At 52.5% G+C, this 17,052-nt stretch carries 9 protein-coding genes and 1 pseudogene; 5 read left to right on the top strand and 5 right to left on the bottom strand.

Features of this window, described 5'->3' with window-relative positions; genetic code table 11:
* Positions 1-246: 246 nt before the first annotated feature.
* The 3 genes from recD to ACE3T3_RS14450 form a co-directional block, all read right to left on the bottom strand.
* Complete coding sequence (gene recD, locus ACE3T3_RS14440) at positions 247-1,971, bottom strand: exodeoxyribonuclease V subunit alpha (RefSeq protein ID WP_374668146.1); 1,725 nt, start codon at positions 1,969-1,971, stop codon at positions 247-249.
* Positions 1,972-2,060: 89 nt separating this feature from the next.
* On the bottom strand, positions 2,061-6,176 hold the full coding sequence (locus ACE3T3_RS14445; RefSeq protein WP_374668127.1) for a UvrD-helicase domain-containing protein: 4,116 nt from the start codon (positions 6,174-6,176) through the stop codon (positions 2,061-2,063).
* On the bottom strand, positions 6,166-10,020 hold the full coding sequence (locus ACE3T3_RS14450) for an exodeoxyribonuclease V subunit gamma (protein ID WP_374668129.1): 3,855 nt from the start codon (positions 10,018-10,020) through the stop codon (positions 6,166-6,168). The genes ACE3T3_RS14445 and ACE3T3_RS14450 overlap by 11 nt, the downstream gene beginning before the upstream one ends.
* Positions 10,021-10,234: 214 nt before the next feature.
* Here ACE3T3_RS14450 and ACE3T3_RS14455 point away from each other — a divergent pair, with 214 nt between their 5' ends.
* Positions 10,235-10,747: a hypothetical protein gene (locus tag ACE3T3_RS14455; protein WP_374668131.1), complete on the top strand. Its 513-nt coding sequence runs from the start codon at positions 10,235-10,237 to the stop codon at positions 10,745-10,747.
* A 45-nt stretch (positions 10,748-10,792) separates the two neighbouring features.
* Here the strand turns inward: ACE3T3_RS14455 and ACE3T3_RS14460 are convergent, their stop codons facing one another.
* Positions 10,793-12,211, bottom strand: coding sequence for a phosphate--AMP phosphotransferase (locus ACE3T3_RS14460; RefSeq protein WP_374668133.1), 1,419 nt, complete (start codon positions 12,209-12,211; stop codon positions 10,793-10,795).
* A 206-nt stretch (positions 12,212-12,417) separates the two neighbouring features.
* On the opposite strand from ACE3T3_RS14460, the gene ACE3T3_RS14465 reads away from it, so the two are divergent.
* The 4 genes from ACE3T3_RS14465 to ACE3T3_RS14480 all read left to right on the top strand — a co-directional run bounded on the left by ACE3T3_RS14465 (position 12,418) and on the right by ACE3T3_RS14480 (position 16,559).
* Entirely contained in the window at positions 12,418-13,122 is a 705-nt protein-coding gene (locus ACE3T3_RS14465) for a hypothetical protein (RefSeq protein ID WP_374668135.1), read from the top strand.
* Positions 13,123-13,289: 167 nt separating this feature from the next.
* Entirely contained in the window at positions 13,290-14,234 is a 945-nt protein-coding gene (gene ubiE / locus ACE3T3_RS14470) for a bifunctional demethylmenaquinone methyltransferase/2-methoxy-6-polyprenyl-1,4-benzoquinol methylase UbiE (RefSeq protein ID WP_374668137.1), read from the top strand.
* Positions 14,235-14,252: 18 nt separating this feature from the next.
* Positions 14,253-14,927 (top strand): SCP2 domain-containing protein, encoded by a 675-nt coding sequence (locus tag ACE3T3_RS14475; RefSeq protein WP_374668139.1) that lies wholly within the window; start codon positions 14,253-14,255, stop codon positions 14,925-14,927.
* 12 nt (positions 14,928-14,939) lie between these two features.
* On the top strand, positions 14,940-16,559 hold the full coding sequence (locus tag ACE3T3_RS14480) for an ABC1 kinase family protein (RefSeq protein WP_374668141.1): 1,620 nt from the start codon (positions 14,940-14,942) through the stop codon (positions 16,557-16,559).
* A gap of 395 nt (positions 16,560-16,954) precedes the next feature.
* On the opposite strand, the pseudogene ACE3T3_RS14485 reads toward ACE3T3_RS14480, so the two are convergent.
* Positions 16,955-17,052 (bottom strand): annotated as a pseudogene (locus ACE3T3_RS14485) (IS5/IS1182 family transposase); the annotation flags it as partial.

Here is a 17,052-nt window from a genome sequence, read left to right on the forward strand (position 1 = left end):
TAGACATAAAAAAGCCCTGCAGTCTCTCCCAAAACTGCAAGGCTTAGCGGCTGTAAGTTTCCTCTTTCACCTACTTCTCTGTAAGTTCGCTGTCTCATGACATTCTTATTATATTTATGCGATTGTACTCAACATTCCATATTGAGCGTTTTATTGTGTGAAGCCATCTTCTCAAAAACTGAATAAAAGCTCTATGCGCAAATCTCTCGAAATGATGTAAGAAATAACTTACACGACCGCATCACACTATTGGCATAATCTTCCAAAATTTTGCGTGATCTTGGCGGACAGCCCGCTGATTCTGGATGTTTCAACCATCAGCGCAGCCGCCAATGCCGACGGCGCAGCCAGCAGACTGACCACTTTTTTGGCCCGAGTGATGGCGGTATAAATCAATTCCTTGCTGAGCAGCTGCGCGGCATTTGCATCCAGCACCACCGCGGTATGCCTGAATTCAGATCCTTGCGACTTATGAATCGTCATCGCATAGGCTGTTTCCATATTTTTCGGCAGCCGCGCTGCCGCCACCCATTTCTGCAAGCTGGGGAAATACACAGAATACTGGATTTTTCCCGCCTGCCTGCGGCCAAAGCAAATGCCGATATCGCCATTCGACAGCCCCAGCTGATAATCATTATAAGTCATCATCACCGGCCGGCCGCTGTACCAGTCTCCGGCTTTGCTCTGCTGCGTCTGTTTAAGAATGCGCTCTTCAATCTGCTGATTCAATGCGGCCAGCCCCAATGCGCCGTGCCGGACCGCCGCCAAGATCCGGTAATCATCAAAAGCCTGCACGACGGCGTCAATCGGCGGCGTATCGCTGTCTGCAGCCAAATACTGTTCCAATTCCGCCGCATAATGCTGAAAACCCAGCATCAGCTGATCATAAATTGCAGGCAAATCCTGCGGATGCTGTCCATCTTCCTGCAGATACTGCAGCTGCACGGCATCCTGCATACCGTCATACAGCTCGATAGCCTGCAGCTGGCCTGCTGGAGTGATTTCCTGTTCAAAACGCGCCAGCACCTGCTCCGCCGAACGGTTCCGCTGAATGAAATCCGCCATGCGGCCAATCAGCTTTTCACCGTCAAAGCGCCGGCTGGTGATCAGATTGACCCGGTTGTCCGCCAATGCTTCCACCCGCTGCAAATCGGCCAGCACGGCGCCGACATCCACGGAAGCCAGCTGATTGGCATCGCCCAGCAAGATTAAGCGGGTCTGCAGCGCAACCGCATCAAACAGCATCTGCGCCAAACTGAGATCCAGCATTGAGGCTTCATCGACCACAATGACATCATAAGGCAGCTGGCGTTTGGCATGAAAACGCGGGCGCTGGTTTTCACCCAGCCCCAGCAGGCGGTGAATGGTAATCGGCGTCAGCCGTGTCAGATTCTCACTGATGAGATCCTGCAGTTTCGGGTCATTAAACGAGTTCTGCAGCGCTTCTTTCATGCGCTGCGCCGCCTTGCCGGTCGGCGCCGCCATGGCAATGCGGATCTCGGGATTCAGCTGGTTCAGCACCGCAATAATCCGCGCCAGCGTATAGGTCTTGCCTGTGCCCGGTCCGCCGGTAATGATGCTCAGCCCATGATTCGCCACCATCTGCAGCGCGCGCTGCTGCTGCGTATCCGTCAGCAGTGCTGAATGCTGTTCTGAAAGCTGCACAGGCGGTATGCGCTGCAGCTTCAATCGGACGGCAGCTTGCGCCAGCTGATGCTCTAATGCCCAATAGCGGTATAAATACAGATGCTGGCCATCAAAAATAAAGGGCGCAATCGCCTGAGGATGCGTTTCGTCCTGTTGCGCCTGGAGCGCCAAGCCTTGCAGCGCATGGGCTTGCTGATCTGTGCATGGAATGCAGCTGTCACCTTGCTCAATCACTTGAAAAACCTGCCCCAGCAGCGCCTCCGCCTCTTCATGCGCAGGCTCAGCGAGATGCAGCGTAATCAGATTTTTGATCCAAGCCTGCATATTCAAGCGTTTAGGTGAATTTTCCACACGGTTATCCTCAAACTTATCCACAAGATAATGCGTTGTTTATTTAATCTTTTTAAAATCTTTCAGGCAATCTTATCCAGTTTATCCGCATGCAGGCTGCCCAGAATGCGGTCCAGCTCCAGAATAAACTCAGCCTGGGGCTGCCAGTGGCAAGCGCCTGTCTCCGGCTGGCCGCACATGCCTCTTAAATATAAATAACTGGCGCCGCCCAGATGCTGGTGAATATCATAGCCCAGCAAATTAACGCTTAAATAGCGGTGCAGCGCAACCAAATATAAAGCGGCCTGCAGCCAATAGCTGGACTGGCTCATGCTGTTCTGCACGGCCTGCAGCGCATAATGCTGTTCGGTTTTGCCTAAAAAATTGCTTTTATAATCGGCGATGTGATAGCGCTGGCCGTCAAAATACACCAAGTCAACCGCGCCAATCAGATAGCGCGCGGAATTGGCTTCATTTAAAGCTTCAATCTGAATGCCGTGCTGCTTAAACAGCTGGTGAATTTTGCGGATCTGCACCGGCTGATCGGACAGCGCTAAATGAAACGGAAATTCCGGCAAATGGCTGTTGGACGGCAGCGCGCTCAAACTGAAATCCGCATGCAGCGGCGTATGCACGACCTCGTGCATCCACTGCGTCATCAGTGCATACAGCATCTCATTCTGCATGCTTTCCACCAAGGCGCCAAAACCCATATCCACATAGCTGGACATGCTTTTCGCTTCTGGCAGCTGTGCGGTGAAGGCGGTTTGGCGCAAGCCGGCGGCCGCTTGCTGAAAGTACGCCAGCAGCGGACTGCTGTCCGCCGCCTCAAAACCGGCAGCCAATTCCTGCAAAAGCATCAGCAGGCGTTGCGGCTGATAGCGCTGCGGATGCTGAAAGACGTCAGCCCACTGCGCATGCACTGCATCATGCAGGCTGATGCCCTGTATCAGCAGATGGTTAAACTCCATAAACAGCCCGCGCACCAGCTTATGCTGTTCATGCGTAGCGGCCTGTCCGCCAAACTGCTGCTGCGCCTGCTGCAGCAAGGCTTCGGTGCTGCGCATATAGCTGGCTTTCCAAGCCTGCGCAAAGGTCTTCCAGACGGCAAAGCTTTCCTGCAGGTTCGAGCGCAGGTCAATCAGCAGCTGCGGGCCATCATTTTTAAAACGGCGCAGCACTTCCAATTTCCAGCTTGAGGCGTCCTGAAAATCGATCTGCTCATAAATGCTGTGCAAGAAGGTTCCGGCAACGGTCCCTTTGGGAAAATGCTGCTTGATCCAGGCGATTTCACGGGCGGGCAATTCGGCCGCAGCGGTTTGTTCCGTTTCGTCATCGGCGCTGTCCTCAGCCGCTGTTTGCACGGCAAACTGATCCTGCGGCTGCTGGCGGTACGCCAAATGCTGTGACAGCCCGGTAAAGCTGGTATTGCTGCGCGGATAAAAACGTGTTTCCGGCAGCGGCAGCGCCTGCAAGACCTGCGATGCGGTTTCTGCATGATCCAGCGCCGCAGGGCATTCAGCAATCAGCGGCTCCATGGCGCAGTGCGGATGCTGAAAGCTGAATTCTCCCTGCCCCGCCCAAAACGGCAGGCTGTACAGCGATTTATGATCGGGTGTGCGCAAAACGGCATAAATGCGGTGGCTGGCGCGAGTCAAGGCCACATACCACAGGCGGTGCTGCTCGGCATAGCGGCGCTCATCATGCTGCTGCTTTTTCAGCTCATCGGGGGAACCGCCAATATCAATGACACGGCGTTTTTCGGTATGCGCATCCTGCTGCACCTCCTCATAGGAAAAGATCAGCGAATTATCCACTTTAGGGCTGCCGTCGGCATTCAGCAGGAAGACGACTTTGAACTCCAGCCCCTTGGACTGGTGAATGGTCATCAGCTTAACGCCTTCGGCATTGGTCAGCGGCCGCTCCAGTTCCCATTCATAGCCTTTTGGCGATTGCAGCTGTTTCAGATACCAATGAAATAAATGCTGCGCGCCCTGCAGCTGTTCACTTTGATCACTCAAGATTTCTGTTAGATGGCGCAGATTCACCACATCGCGCTCATTTTCACGGCTGTGCAGGGCGACAATGCGTTCCCAAATTTTGAAATAATTCAGGCAGTAATGCCATGCCGGCAAGAAGCCCTGATTCAGCCAAAGCTCGCGGATATGATCAAACTGCGTAATATAGTGGCTGAGATCCAGCATTTGTGAATCGGCATTCCACAGATCGCGCAGCTTCATGCCCAGCAGCCGTCCCAGCAAAGCGCGCTTGACTTTGGCTTCCTGATACGGCGACAGCACAGCCGCCAGCACCGCGCCCACATCCTGCGCAATCGAGCTGCTGAACACGCTGCGCTTGGCTGCCCGATTGACGCGGATACCTAAAGCCAGCAGCGCCTGCTGCACGGCATTCAATGAACTGTGGCTGGTCGCCAGCACGGCAATATCATTGTCGGTTAAAGGCTGCTGTTCCGCTGCGCTGGCCGCATGCGGTTCGGCCAGATACAGCTGGCCTTGCGCAGCCTGCTGCAGCAGATGCTGAATCTTCCACGCCACCTGCTCAGCTTCCTGATCTTTATGCTCCAGCTGCAGCCAGCGCAGCGGCACAGGATTCACCTGCTGCTGATCATGCAAATCATCATGCTCGGCGCCAGCCGTAATCGGCACATACTGCACGCCTTCGCCAAAATCCATCTGCTGCTGAAACAAGGCATCCACCGCTTCGACCAGGGGCGCGATAGAACGGAAATTTTTCTTCAGCTGATAAAAACTGCCTTCCTTACGGCGCACATCATCACGCGCTTTCAAGAAGGTCAGCATATCGCCGCCGCGGAAACCGTAAATCGCCTGCTTGCGGTCACCGACCATGATCATGCAGCCTTGCTTCAATCGGGCAGGATGACGCCAAATTTCCGCCAGCATGCTGTCCTGATCCAGATTGGTGTCCTGAAACTCATCCACTAAAATCAAGGGATAGCGCGCATGGACAAAAGAAGCGAATTGATGGCCCTGCTCGCCTTGCAGCGCCTCCGATAAGGTGCGGATCTGCTGCGAAAAAGTGGTTTCGCCTTTGCTTTGCAGCACTTGCGGCAGGCGGTTTTTCACTTCCGAGGCAATATGATATTTCAGATAAGCATCCAAACCGTCCAGATCCGCCGAGGCCTGCTGTACCGCCTGCTGCACCGCTTGCACAGCCGCCAGCGTAGGATGCCGCCACAGCGCCTGCACTTCAGCTTCGTCAATTTTCTTTTTGCCGCTGGCGCTGCGCGGTTCAGGCTTTTTCAGAAATAGCTGCAGCTGAGCAAACGCTTCGGGCGCCTGTCCGTTCAGCAAAATTTGCGCACCCTGCTGCTGTATTTTTTCCAAGGCATCAGGCAAAGCCTTCAAGACATCCACAATTGAAGCCTTGGACCACGGCTGATTGATCAGCTTGGCATAGGCGCCCGCTGGTGTGAACGGCTCCAAGGCGGACAAATCATCCAGGGGCTGCTGCGCTAAATGCTCCAGTGCCTGCTGCAGCTCCGCCAAGGAGAATTCCGGTGCAGTGAGCGGATTGAGTTTTGCCGAACTGAAATTCAGGCTTTTTTCCATCAATTCGGCATAGCCGGAGACGGATTTCAGCTGCTTGCGCTGCAGCAGGCAGGTCACCGCCTGCTGCGGCTGAGTCTGCACCCATTCCCGCAAAATATCGTGCACCAGCTGCTGCACATACAGCTTGTCATCATTGGTAATGTCTGCGCGTTCAATTTTGCCGCTTTCAAAGGCAAACTCACGCAGCAAGGTTTGGCTGAAGCTGTCCAGTGTGCCGACAAACAGCTCATCCAGCTGATCCAGCACCAGCTGCAGCCGTTCACAGGCGTAGCCGATTTGCTGCGCATTCTGCTCCAGCACCACCTGCACCAGTTCATCTTTTTCAGCTTTGGCCCGTGCTTCAATATTGGAGGGCAGTTCAGTGCGCAGGCTGTCCAGCAGTTGCAGCATATTGTACAGACGCTGGCGGATCCGGCTTTTCAATTCGGCCGCCGCCTTGCGGGTAAAAGTGGTGGCGATCACTTGGCGCGGCATATATTTTTCCAGCAGAATGCGCACCATCAGGCTAGACAAGGTAAAGGTTTTGCCTGTGCCTGCCGAAGCTTCAATCCAATGCAGCCCTTGAAAATTCATGCTGCGGATGGGATTTTCAATTTCCTTAATCTGCATGCGCTTGCTCCGCAGTTTGATGGCTGTAAATCGGCTGATACAGCGCATACGCAAACAGTTCACAGCATTGGGTCAGCAGCTGCAGGCTGTCCTGATCACGTAAAATAAAGGCCCAGTCCGCATGCGCCTGATTGGCTTCATCCTGCCGCACATCAAAGGCCGCATAGTCGCCGGGATCGGTCCATTTTGCAGTTAATTTATCAAACTGCTGCAGCATCTGCCGGCCCTGTTCATTTTCCTGCCACTTCACTTCCAAATCTTCGCCTTTTTTGCCTTCCTGCACCATCAAAGCGCTGTTTTTATCTGTGGCCAGCAGCAAGGCGGCCGGCAGCACCAGCGGCTGCTGCTGCCCATAGCGCCACGCCTGCATCCAGCGCGCCAAATGCACCCGCGCATCTTCAGGACCAAGGCCTGCACAGCGGATGGTCACATCATTGCACACCTCAATGCGTTCATAGTCCAGCATGGGCGCATCTGCCGGCAAAGCGGCCAGCCACAGCAGGTATTCCAGCCAGATTTGCGCACGGCGCCTGCCGCGGGCGCTGGATGGCGTCATGCTCACCCACTGCTCTACCGGATGCTCCGGCACGGTAATTTGCATCAAAATTTGATCATCCATTTTCAGCCGGCGCTGCGTAACTGCGGTCAATTCAGGCTGAGCCGGCTGCATCGCCTGCTTCAGCCGCTCCCACAGCTGTTCATGCTGCTGTTGGCTGACCGCCCATGCGGCGTCTTTGAATTTTCCGACCGGCAATTGATCCAGCAGCAATTCAGGCTGAAATGCAGCGGGAGCAAGATTCGCCGCATCCGTTTTTAAGCGCTGTTCCTGCAGAAAATCCCGCACGGCATACTGTTCCAAACCATCCAGCAGCAGCGGCTCATCGGTCGCTAACCCATTGGCATACTGCAGGTTGCTGATGCCTAAGGTTTTCAAATACAGCTCAGCAGGAAAAGTGACTTGCTTGATCCACTGCGCGCTGTCCAGCAAAATTTCTTCAGCCGCCTGCGGCGCCAGCGCTTGGGCAGCCCAGGGCTCGCGCGCGCCTTTTGCCTGCTGCAGCTGCTGCGCCACATGGAACCAATGGTCCTGATAGCGGATTTTACGGCGGGAACGGCTGGCGTCAAAGCCCTGCAGCTCAAAGGGCTGCAGCTCATGCACGCTGTATAAGGCCTGCAGGTTGGCGGGCACTTCCACATCACCGTCAATTTTCGCCAGCAGCGGCAGGTTCGGATTGGCGCTGCTGCCTGCCGTAATCAGCGCCAAATGCCGGATGAACTCCTGCACCACGCTGGACGGTTCGCGGATTTCGCCATCGTTAATGTCAAAGCCATTATAAAACAGCCAAAAATTGTCTTTGGCCAGCAGCAGGGCATCTAAAAATGCGCCCTGATCATCTTCCAAACGCGAGCGGTCGCCCAAATGCGGCTTCAGAATATCCATCAAATCGAAAGGCAAATGCGACTTGCGGCTGGGAAACTGGCCGCTGTCTAAATTCAGCATCACAATCAGCTTATATGGCACCGGGCGGATTTGCCCGATTTGGCTGAAGGTGATCTGGCCGGAGGGAACCGCCTGATCCATCTGGCTGTCCAGAATGCTTTGAATTTCCTGCAGCACATAAGGCAGAGGCAGCTGCATGTCTTTCAGCCCATGCGCCTGCGCAGCGCCGCCGCTTTCCGTCAGCTCATGCTCCTGATAATAAGACAGCGTCAGCATGGTGATTTGCTTGCGGATGGCATCGCGGATCGGTTTCAGCGCAGCAACGCCCTGCTTCTGGTAACGCTCCAAATCGCGCAGCAGCAGATGCAGCCATTCTTCCACATTGCGCAGCTGGCCCATCTCATGCTCCACAATCCAATGCCGCCGCTCAGCAAAATCCTGATAAATTTCAATCAGAATATTCACCAGCTCAAAATCATCACGGCGCACAAACGCATAGCTTAAAGTGTCTTGCCACAAGGCATGTTCAGGCACAGCCACCCCCAGCAGCAGCCGGTCTAAGGCAAATTTAAAACTGTAGCGGTAATCGGTATCGTCCGGCGATAAAGTCCGGCGCAAATGCGCTTCATCCAGCCCGCGCTTGAATTTGGCCTCGCTCAGTAGCTCAATCATGCGCTCAGCCTGTTCGGCATTCATGCCGTAGCGGGTATGCACCGCTGTTAAATTCAGCCAGTCGGCAAAATCCTCCAGGCTGAAACGCCCTTGCGGCAGCTGAATCGGCCCCAGCACCGCCTGCCAGGCATTTTGCGCATCCAAAGGCGCCACTCCGGCAATCTTGACCGGCAGATACACGCTGTCTTTGCGCCGCGCTTGCGGCTCAGGCAGGTCATCAAAAAATATTTCACGCGGCGGCAGCGCAAAGACACTGCGGATCAGCGGCTCTAAGGCTTTCAAATCCGGACTGAGCACTAAAATATCACTCGGTGAGCGCGGCGCATCGTCCGTGCCTTGCGACAGCCAATAGGTCAGCTGATCTTTCAGCACTTCCAGCTGGCGCAGCGCAGAATGGCAGATATGGATGCGGATCGAATCATCCTGTTCTGTCAGGGCAAAACTGTCCGCTTCCGGCTCGGCCAGATTCAAAATGTCATACTGCACTTTGCCCAGCAAATGCCGCGGTTCCTCCATGGGGAACTCATCATCCCACTGCTCGCCGTTTTCGCCGGCCGCCAGATTCACCAACAGGGAAAAATGATCCCGCGCCTGTTTGCCAAAGCGGGTCAGCAGCGGATGCCGCGACTCTTTCAGCTGGCCGTATTCCAAGGTGTATTTTTCAAAAAAGGCTGTGATGTCCTGATCGGTGGCCTGCGGATGCCGGTCTTTGAACTTCTGCTTGAGCTTGACGTCATACTGTTTTTTCCAGTTGGCATCGACCGTATCGGCCCAGTATTCCTGTGACGGGTTGAAGTGCAGAATCAGCACATCAATGTACTGCCCCAAACGGCGCAAAAAGGCCAGCTGGCTGGGCGGCAAATCCAGCACGGTAAACAACGTGACCTGCTTCGGCAGCTGCGCCAAAGCCACGCTGCGGCTTTCCGGATCGTCCATCAGGGCCCAGAAATCATCATCAATGCCCTGCATCAGCTCAAAATCGGCATGAAATTCACGATGCCACAGCCAGCGCTGCCAGCGTTCCAGCTGCTCAGCCTGATCTTTGGCAAAATCCGAAGCCTGCCGCTGCTGCGCCAGCTGCTCTTTCGAATCCAGCCCCGGAAAGCCCATGGGCGCGCTGAAAAATTGCCGGTCTAAATCTAAAGACTGATCCTTGCCCCAGTCTTTCAGCCAGTTGCTGCTGCAGTCGCAGGCCTGCCCCACGCCATGCTGTTTAAAGCAGTGCCCGCGGTATTCCATGTAGTTGCTGAATAAGCGTGAAACCTGCTCCGCGACCCAATACAGCATGCTCTGTTTTTTCAGCTGCTGTTCCGTGCTTGGGCCCAGGCGCGACGCGCTGTCATAAATGCGCTGAATAATGCTGTGCAGCGGATGCTCCAAGCCCAGCGGATTCTGCGTATCCTGAATATACGGCTTGAGTGCTTGATACGTGCGCCATTTGATAATCATGCGCGGAATATTGGCTTTGCGGACTTTTTCTTTATCGTCCAGCACCGCCTGATAGGCAAACCATTGAAAGGCGCGGATGCGCTGATGAAACAAGCGGTTGGCGCTGATGCCCTGATGCTCGGAAAGCTTGACCGTCAGCCAGGCCTGCACGGCTGGCGACGGCACAATAAAGTGCTGGGTTTTCAGCGCTTCGAAAGGGTTGGCCGATGGCTGATGGCCGGCGCGCAGCATTTCTTCCAGCAAAACATCAATGCGCTGACTCTGAATCACATGAATGGCCATCTTCGCGTTATTTCCTTCCGTTTTAAATGCAAAACCGCTTGCGGATTATGGTACTTTGAAGCCTGCCGCTGCAAAAGCACAAAGATTATTGACTATACTTCTGCAGCTGTCCATGCAGCGTTGACCAACAAATTCAGTTTAAAAAATACGTTGAAACAAGTATCTTAATCATTATTCATGAAAAAAATCAGCACAAAACCAAAGGTATTTGCAGATGAAAATCGATAATATTCCTGATTCTATTGACCCCGCGCTCAATTTAGAAGCCATTCGCGAAGAATGCCTTGAACTGGCCAAAAAACGCGCTTATTTTTCTGCCGGCGCCGCAGTCGTGCCTGTGCCATTTTTTGATGTGGTCATTGATGTCGGCATTTTATCTCAGCTGATTCCTGAAATTAATGCGCGCTTCGGGCTGTCGCCAGAACAGATCAGCGTGTACGATCCAGCCACCAAGCAAATCCACTGGCAGGAATTGCGCAAGCGCGGCATTGAGTTTTCCGGGCTGGTGGTTGCCCGCACAGCAGTCAAAAAATCCATCAACAACGCCGCCGCCAAGTACATCACCAAGCAGGTGACGAAGTTTATCCCGCTCGGCGGCCAGGCCATTGCCGCCAGCCTCGGCTATTTCGTGATGAAAAAAGTGGCCGATGCGCATATTGAGGACACCTACAAGCTGGCAAAAAGCATTCAGCAGAAGCAGACGGCGCAAACGGTCGCCGCGCAGTAAAAAATATTCTACCGCGGGCTTTTTGGCATTGCGCCGAAGCGCCTGCTATTCCATTTTGAGCTGCTTTAAAATGGCATGCAGCACGGCGAGGCGCGCGGTATTTTTATCATTGGTGGAAATGACATGCCACGGCGCATGCGCCGTATGCGTGCGTTCCAGCATATCCGCAGCTGCGCTTAAATAGTCATCCCAGCGTTCACGGTTGCGCCAGTCTTCCTCGGTAATTTTAAAGCGCTTATGCGGCGTTTCCTCCCGCGCTTTAAAGCGGACTTCCTGCTCATCTTTGCTGATCGCCAGCCAAAATTTCACCACAACCGTCTGGCTGTCATATAAATCTTTTTCAAAACGGTTGATTTCATCATAGGCGCGCTGCCATTCCACCTCATTGGCAAAGCCTTCAATCCGTTCAACCAGCACACGGCCATACCAGGTACGGTCAAAAATAGTGATTTTTTCTTCAGGCTGAATCTTATTCCAGAAGCGCCATAAATACGGACGGCGCAGCTCATATTTTTCAGGCGCGGCAATGGTGTAGATTTCATATTCACGCGGGTCCAGCTTTTTGACAATGCGCTTGATGGCGCCGCCTTTTCCGGCAGCATCCATCCCTTCAAAAGCAATGATGATATTGCGCGAATCAAAGCGCAGCGCTTCCGCCACTTTTTTACTGAGCTGGTTCAGCTCATCTTTATATTCGCTTTTTTCCAGCTCGGCCTCTGCCGGCTGGAGCAGGCTGTCCGGCACGCCGGCCTGTTTCCAGCGGCTTTTGGCTTTGGTCAAATGCTCAGGGCAATGCTTCAACGTGCGCAGAATATACTGCGCGAACTGCTGATCACGTTCCGCCTCTTCTTCACTATCAATAATTTCCCAGTCATCGGTAAAGCGCTGGCGCAGTTTCTGCAGGCTGTCATACTGCTTTTTGCTGCGCCAATCCAGGCCATGCAGCTTATGCCAGCGCACTTCGCCGGGGTCCATATCGTCCAGACGCTTCTGCAGCGATTTCCAGGACAGGTCAAACCACACCTTAATCACATCCACATTATTGTTTTTCAGATCCTGCTCATAGGCGCGCATGCGTTCAACATAATCATCGAACATGGTGTCATCAATCGGCTTGGACACATGCATTGAGGTGGTCAGCAAATCGCTGTACCAGTTGCCGAACATCACCATGATCTGCCCTTCAGCAGGAATAAAGCGCGCATAGGGCTGCCAAAAGGCCTGCTTATGGTTAAAGCTCTGCGGCGCATCCGCCTTCACGCGCAAATAGCGCGGGTCCACCCATTCCCGCAGCTGCTTGACCGCTTCGCCTTTGCCGGCCAGTTCAATGCCGCTGACCAGAATCAGCACGCTTTTGGCATTGCGCTTATCTGCCGTATCTTTTAACGCATACTGCGCTTCGATCAGTTCTGTCGACAGCTGGTCTTGATCCATCAGCTGAATTCCATTGCCCTGTGCCGCCATATTATTCTCTATCGTTCTCGTCTTTACAGCAGTATAACCAAGCCGAGGTGCAGGCTGAATGCGAAAATCACATATTTGTGCAGTCTTTTTTGCGCAAAAGCGCGCCGGACTGACTGCGCAATTTGTATTTTTCTGTCATTTTGTCATAGCAGGCTGGCGCAACTGCAGCTAAAATTTGCGGCAACCTGAAATTATTGAGACACCCCATGTCCAAACTTGCAGTTTTAGATGATCTGCTCGATCTGTATTACCAGCTGAATTACCATAAAAACCCCGATCTTTTTCAGCGCCTGCAAGATGTTCAAGCCTGGCAGAAACAGCGCATGCAGCGCACGCACGCCAAGCAGTTCGCCGAAAAGCAGAATGTGCTGATGGCGGAATATTTCCTCAACCGCCTGTACGGCGGGCCTGATTTTGACGCGCTGGCGCAGCAGATTGCCCGCCTGTCGAAATATGCGCATAAAGCAGAAAAGCTGATTCCGGACAATGCCGTCAAAACCGGCACTGCGGGGGTTGAACTGGCGATTTTAGCCGTACAGCTGGATGAGCAGGTCGCCATGCAGCTGCTGCAGGATTACCATCCCTATGAAAAGCTGACGGATGAGATGATGCGCCAGACCTATCTGAAATTGGATCAGGGCTCAGGCCGGCTCAAGCAGCTGGATTTGCTGGATCAGCTGGGCAAAAGCCTGGACAAATACATGCGTTCCTTTGTGGTCTACGCCGCCTTTAAAATGTGCAAAGGCGCCGCCGCCAAATACAGCTTTGATGTCATGTATGATTTTATGCAGGATGGCTTTTTAGCGATGAAACCGTTAAAGTCGGCAGAGAAGTTTGTCAAAGAATTCACTGCGGTTGAACGCCGGATTATTGACAAAGTGCATGCCGGCGATCCGCTGCCCTTTGCCTGAGCCCAATGTCCGCCTGCCGTGAAATCCCTGCTCAAAATCATGCAGGCCTTGCAGATTTCTGTATATTATTCATAACAATTGCATGATGACTGCTGTATAACATCAAAGAATCTGTCATCATGCATGCAATGCAGTATTCACCCTATTCTTCCGTTAGGAGCGACTCTATGTCTAATGAAAATCAAACGCCGACCCCCGTTGCAGAGCCGGCCCAAAACAAAGACACATCGAGTCCATTCTTAACCGAACCGCTTCCGCAAGGCGCGCCGCAAGGTCAGCAGCAGTCATTGGAACAGCGCTTGACCGACACGCCTGTCAGCGGTTCTGTACCGAAATACAATCTGCCGCGTGGCGCCAATACCGGCAACGTGGGCGCAACCACGCACTTCGGCTATCAAACCGTCAGCAGTGAAGACAAAGCGCAAAAAGTCGCTGAAGTCTTCCATTCCGTAGCCAGCAAATACGACATCATGAATGACTTGATGTCATTCGGCATCCACCGCCTGTGGAAACGCTTTGCCATCAACATGTCAGGCGTGCGCCGCGGCCAGCAGGTGCTGGACATTGCCGGCGGCACAGGCGACTTAGCCAAAGTCTTCAGCCGTGAAGTCGGCCCGACAGGCCACGTTGTCCTGTCTGACATCAACGAATCCATGCTGAATGTCGGCCGTGACCGCCTGATTGATGCCGGCTGCACCAATGTCGATTTTGTTTTGGCCAATGCTGAAACTTTAGAGCCGTTTGCTGACAACAGTTTCGACCTGCTGACCATTTCATTTGGCCTGCGCAACGTCACAGACAAAGATGCTGCTCTGGCAGCCATGTACCGCGTGCTGAAACCGGGCGGCCGCTTATTGGTGCTGGAGTTTTCTAAGCCGGTATTCGAACCGTTCTCTAAACTGTACGACCTGTATTCATTTACGGCGCTGCCGATCATGGGCAAAATCATTGCCAATGACTCTGAAAGCTATAAATACTTGGCCGAATCGATCCGCATGCATCCAGACCAGCGCACGCTGAAAGGCATGATGGAAAATGCCGGTTTCCAAAACTGCGACTACCACAACCTCACTGGCGGCATTGTGGCAGTGCACCGCGGCTTTAAACTTTAAGCGATTCAGGTCAAAATTATGTGGTCGATTCTTGCACTTGGTGCAGCTGAACGATTGATTCATCATGTGATTGATTTGGATGCCATTACCCGCATCCAGCTCAATCAGCTGCAAGGCAAAATACTGCGGGTGGTCATTAACTCTCCTCAGCTGTCCGTCGATGTATTCTTTGATGATGCCAAAGTCCGCTTGGAGCCGACAGTGACAGGCCAGAGCGAAAAGCCCTCCATCTTTGAACAGCGCCCTTTTGATTCAGCCGCTGCAACAGCGCAGGCGACAGCGACGCTGCATGTCACAAATACGGTAGAGCTGCTGAAGCTGCTGCTGTCTGATGATATCGGCACCATCCCTGTTCAAGGGGATTACCGTCTGCTGCAGGATATTCAGCGCATTATTGCGCAGGCTGAACCGGATTTGGCTGCGCATTTATCGCCGTGGATTGGCCCTGCGCTGGCGCATGAGCTGGGCAAAATTCAGCTGGCGCCGAAACATTTGAAACGCAGCCTGCAAAGCCATTTATTCTTTGCCGAAGATGCCTTGAAAGAAGATGCCGAACTGCTAGCGCCGCGCTGGCAAATGGATGATTTAAATCAGGATACCCGCCTGCTTAATCAAAATTTAGACCGCGCAGAAGCGAAGATTCAGCAGCTGCAGTCCAAAATTGACGCTTTAAACGATACAACTCAAAACTAGGTATTTGCTCATATGATTCCGCACATTACACGTTTACTCGACCTTTGGCGCATTGCCGCGCACTATAGACTCGACACGTTGTTTCCTGCGGAAGAACTGCCAGAAAAAGCGCGCCATGTGCTGAGTTTTATCCGCATGCATCCGGCTGCATTATCCAGCCGCGAACGCAAAAATCCGCTGAAATTAAAGCAGGCGCTGGAAGACATGGGCCCGCTGGCGATTAAGCTGGGGCAGCTGCTGTCGACCCGCCGAGACCTGATTCCGCCGGAAATCTTGCAGCAACTGGTGCTGCTGCAGGACCGTGTTAAGCCTTTCGGTTCGGATGTGGCCAAAATGCGCATTCAGGAATCATTGAAAGCCGATCTCAATACGCTCTTCGCGCGTTTTGACGAACAGCCTTTGGCGGCGGCATCCATTGCGCAAGTGCATACGGCTGCCCTGCATGATGGCCGCGAAGTGGTGGTGAAAGTCACCCGTCCGGATATCCGCAGTCAAATTCTGCAGGATTTTGAAATTCTGGAATGGCTTGGCAGCTTTTTAGAAAAACGCTTGGAAGCGGCCCGCGCGCTGCATCTCTCCGAGATTATTCAAGACTACCGTCAAATCATTCTCAAAGAATTGGATTTGACGCTGGAAGCCGACAACACCCGCCGGATGCGTCATTACTTCACTGGTTCAAGCATGATGTATGTGCCTGAGGTCTATATGGACAGCCGTGATGTGATGGTGGAAGAACGTATTACCGGCGTGCCGATTTCGGACACAGCAACCTTTGACCGATTGGGCATGGACCGCAAAGACTTGGCGGAAAAAGGCTTAACCATTTTCTTCACCCAAGTGTTCCGCGACAACTTCTTCCATGCCGACATGCATCCCGGCAATGTCTTTGTCGAAACCATCAATCCGGCCAATCCGCGCTTCATTGCACTGGACTGCGCGATTATGGGCGAGTTGTCCAAACAGGATCAAATGACTGTGGCGCGCATGCTGCTGTCGGTGATGAACAGCGACTTTATGCAGCTGATTCAGATTGTGCATCAAGCCGGCTGGATTCCGCCCGGCACCGATCAGGATGCTTTGGCGCGTGAAATGCGCCGCACCGTCGGCCCGATGGTGTCTAAGCCGATGCATGAGCTGGATTTTGCCGGCATTCTGATTGAAGTGATGGACATCGCCCGCCGCTTCCATTTGGAAATTCCTCCGCAGCTGATGCTGCTGCTGAAAACCTTGGTGCATGTTGAAGGCCTGGGCACAGACCTGTATCCGGAACTGGACATTTGGAGCCTGGCAAAGCCGATCCTCACCGATTGGATCAAAGCGCAGATGAACCCGCAGAAAAACCTGAAAGAATTGGGGCAAAAAATTCCGGATTTGCTGCTGGGCGCACAGGATTTCCCAACCTTGCTGATTGACAGCCTGAATGGCCTGAAGAACCAATCAGCATGGCACGCCAAACAGCTGAATGAACTGCAAAGCATGCGCCTGCAAATGGAGCATCAGCAAAAGCGCAGCTGGATCTTCGGCAGCATCATGGCGATTTTCCTCTCCATCGCCATCATTGCGCCTTGGTATATTTCAATCGTCTTGATTGTACTGTCCAGTGTGCTGGCATTATGGCGTATTGCAAAATAGATTTAAAAAAATATCGCGCCAATAAAATACCTTCAGCATTTTTAATGTCATCCTTAAAGAATTTGGTGTGGTTCTCAGGCCAAATTCTTTTGAAGTTTAAATAAAATAATAACCGCCCAAATACATACCATCTCTTTATTACATATTTATTAATTGAAATCACATTTTAAATACATTCTTTATTAAAAAAATAAAATATATTCTTCGTTGTAACTTTATTCTTATTCCAAATTAAACTTTACAGCATAATTTCAAAAATAAATCTATCCCTAAAAATTGGTATATCAACGAAAATAAATATTTCAAAAATAACTATATAATTCACGTTTTATAAAAATAAACTTCATTATGAATCTAAGACAAATTAATGATTAATATTAGGGTCTGTTGACATTTCAAGTATAGAATTTACGCGATAAAGGTAGCCAAATAAATATACAAGCTAATGCAACTGCCCCCTCATAGCTACACTTTAGCTTATCATATCGTGTTG

It is taken from the genome of Acinetobacter sp. (assembly GCF_041919735.1).
In the GTDB taxonomy this organism is placed as follows: domain Bacteria; phylum Pseudomonadota; class Gammaproteobacteria; order Pseudomonadales; family Moraxellaceae; genus Acinetobacter.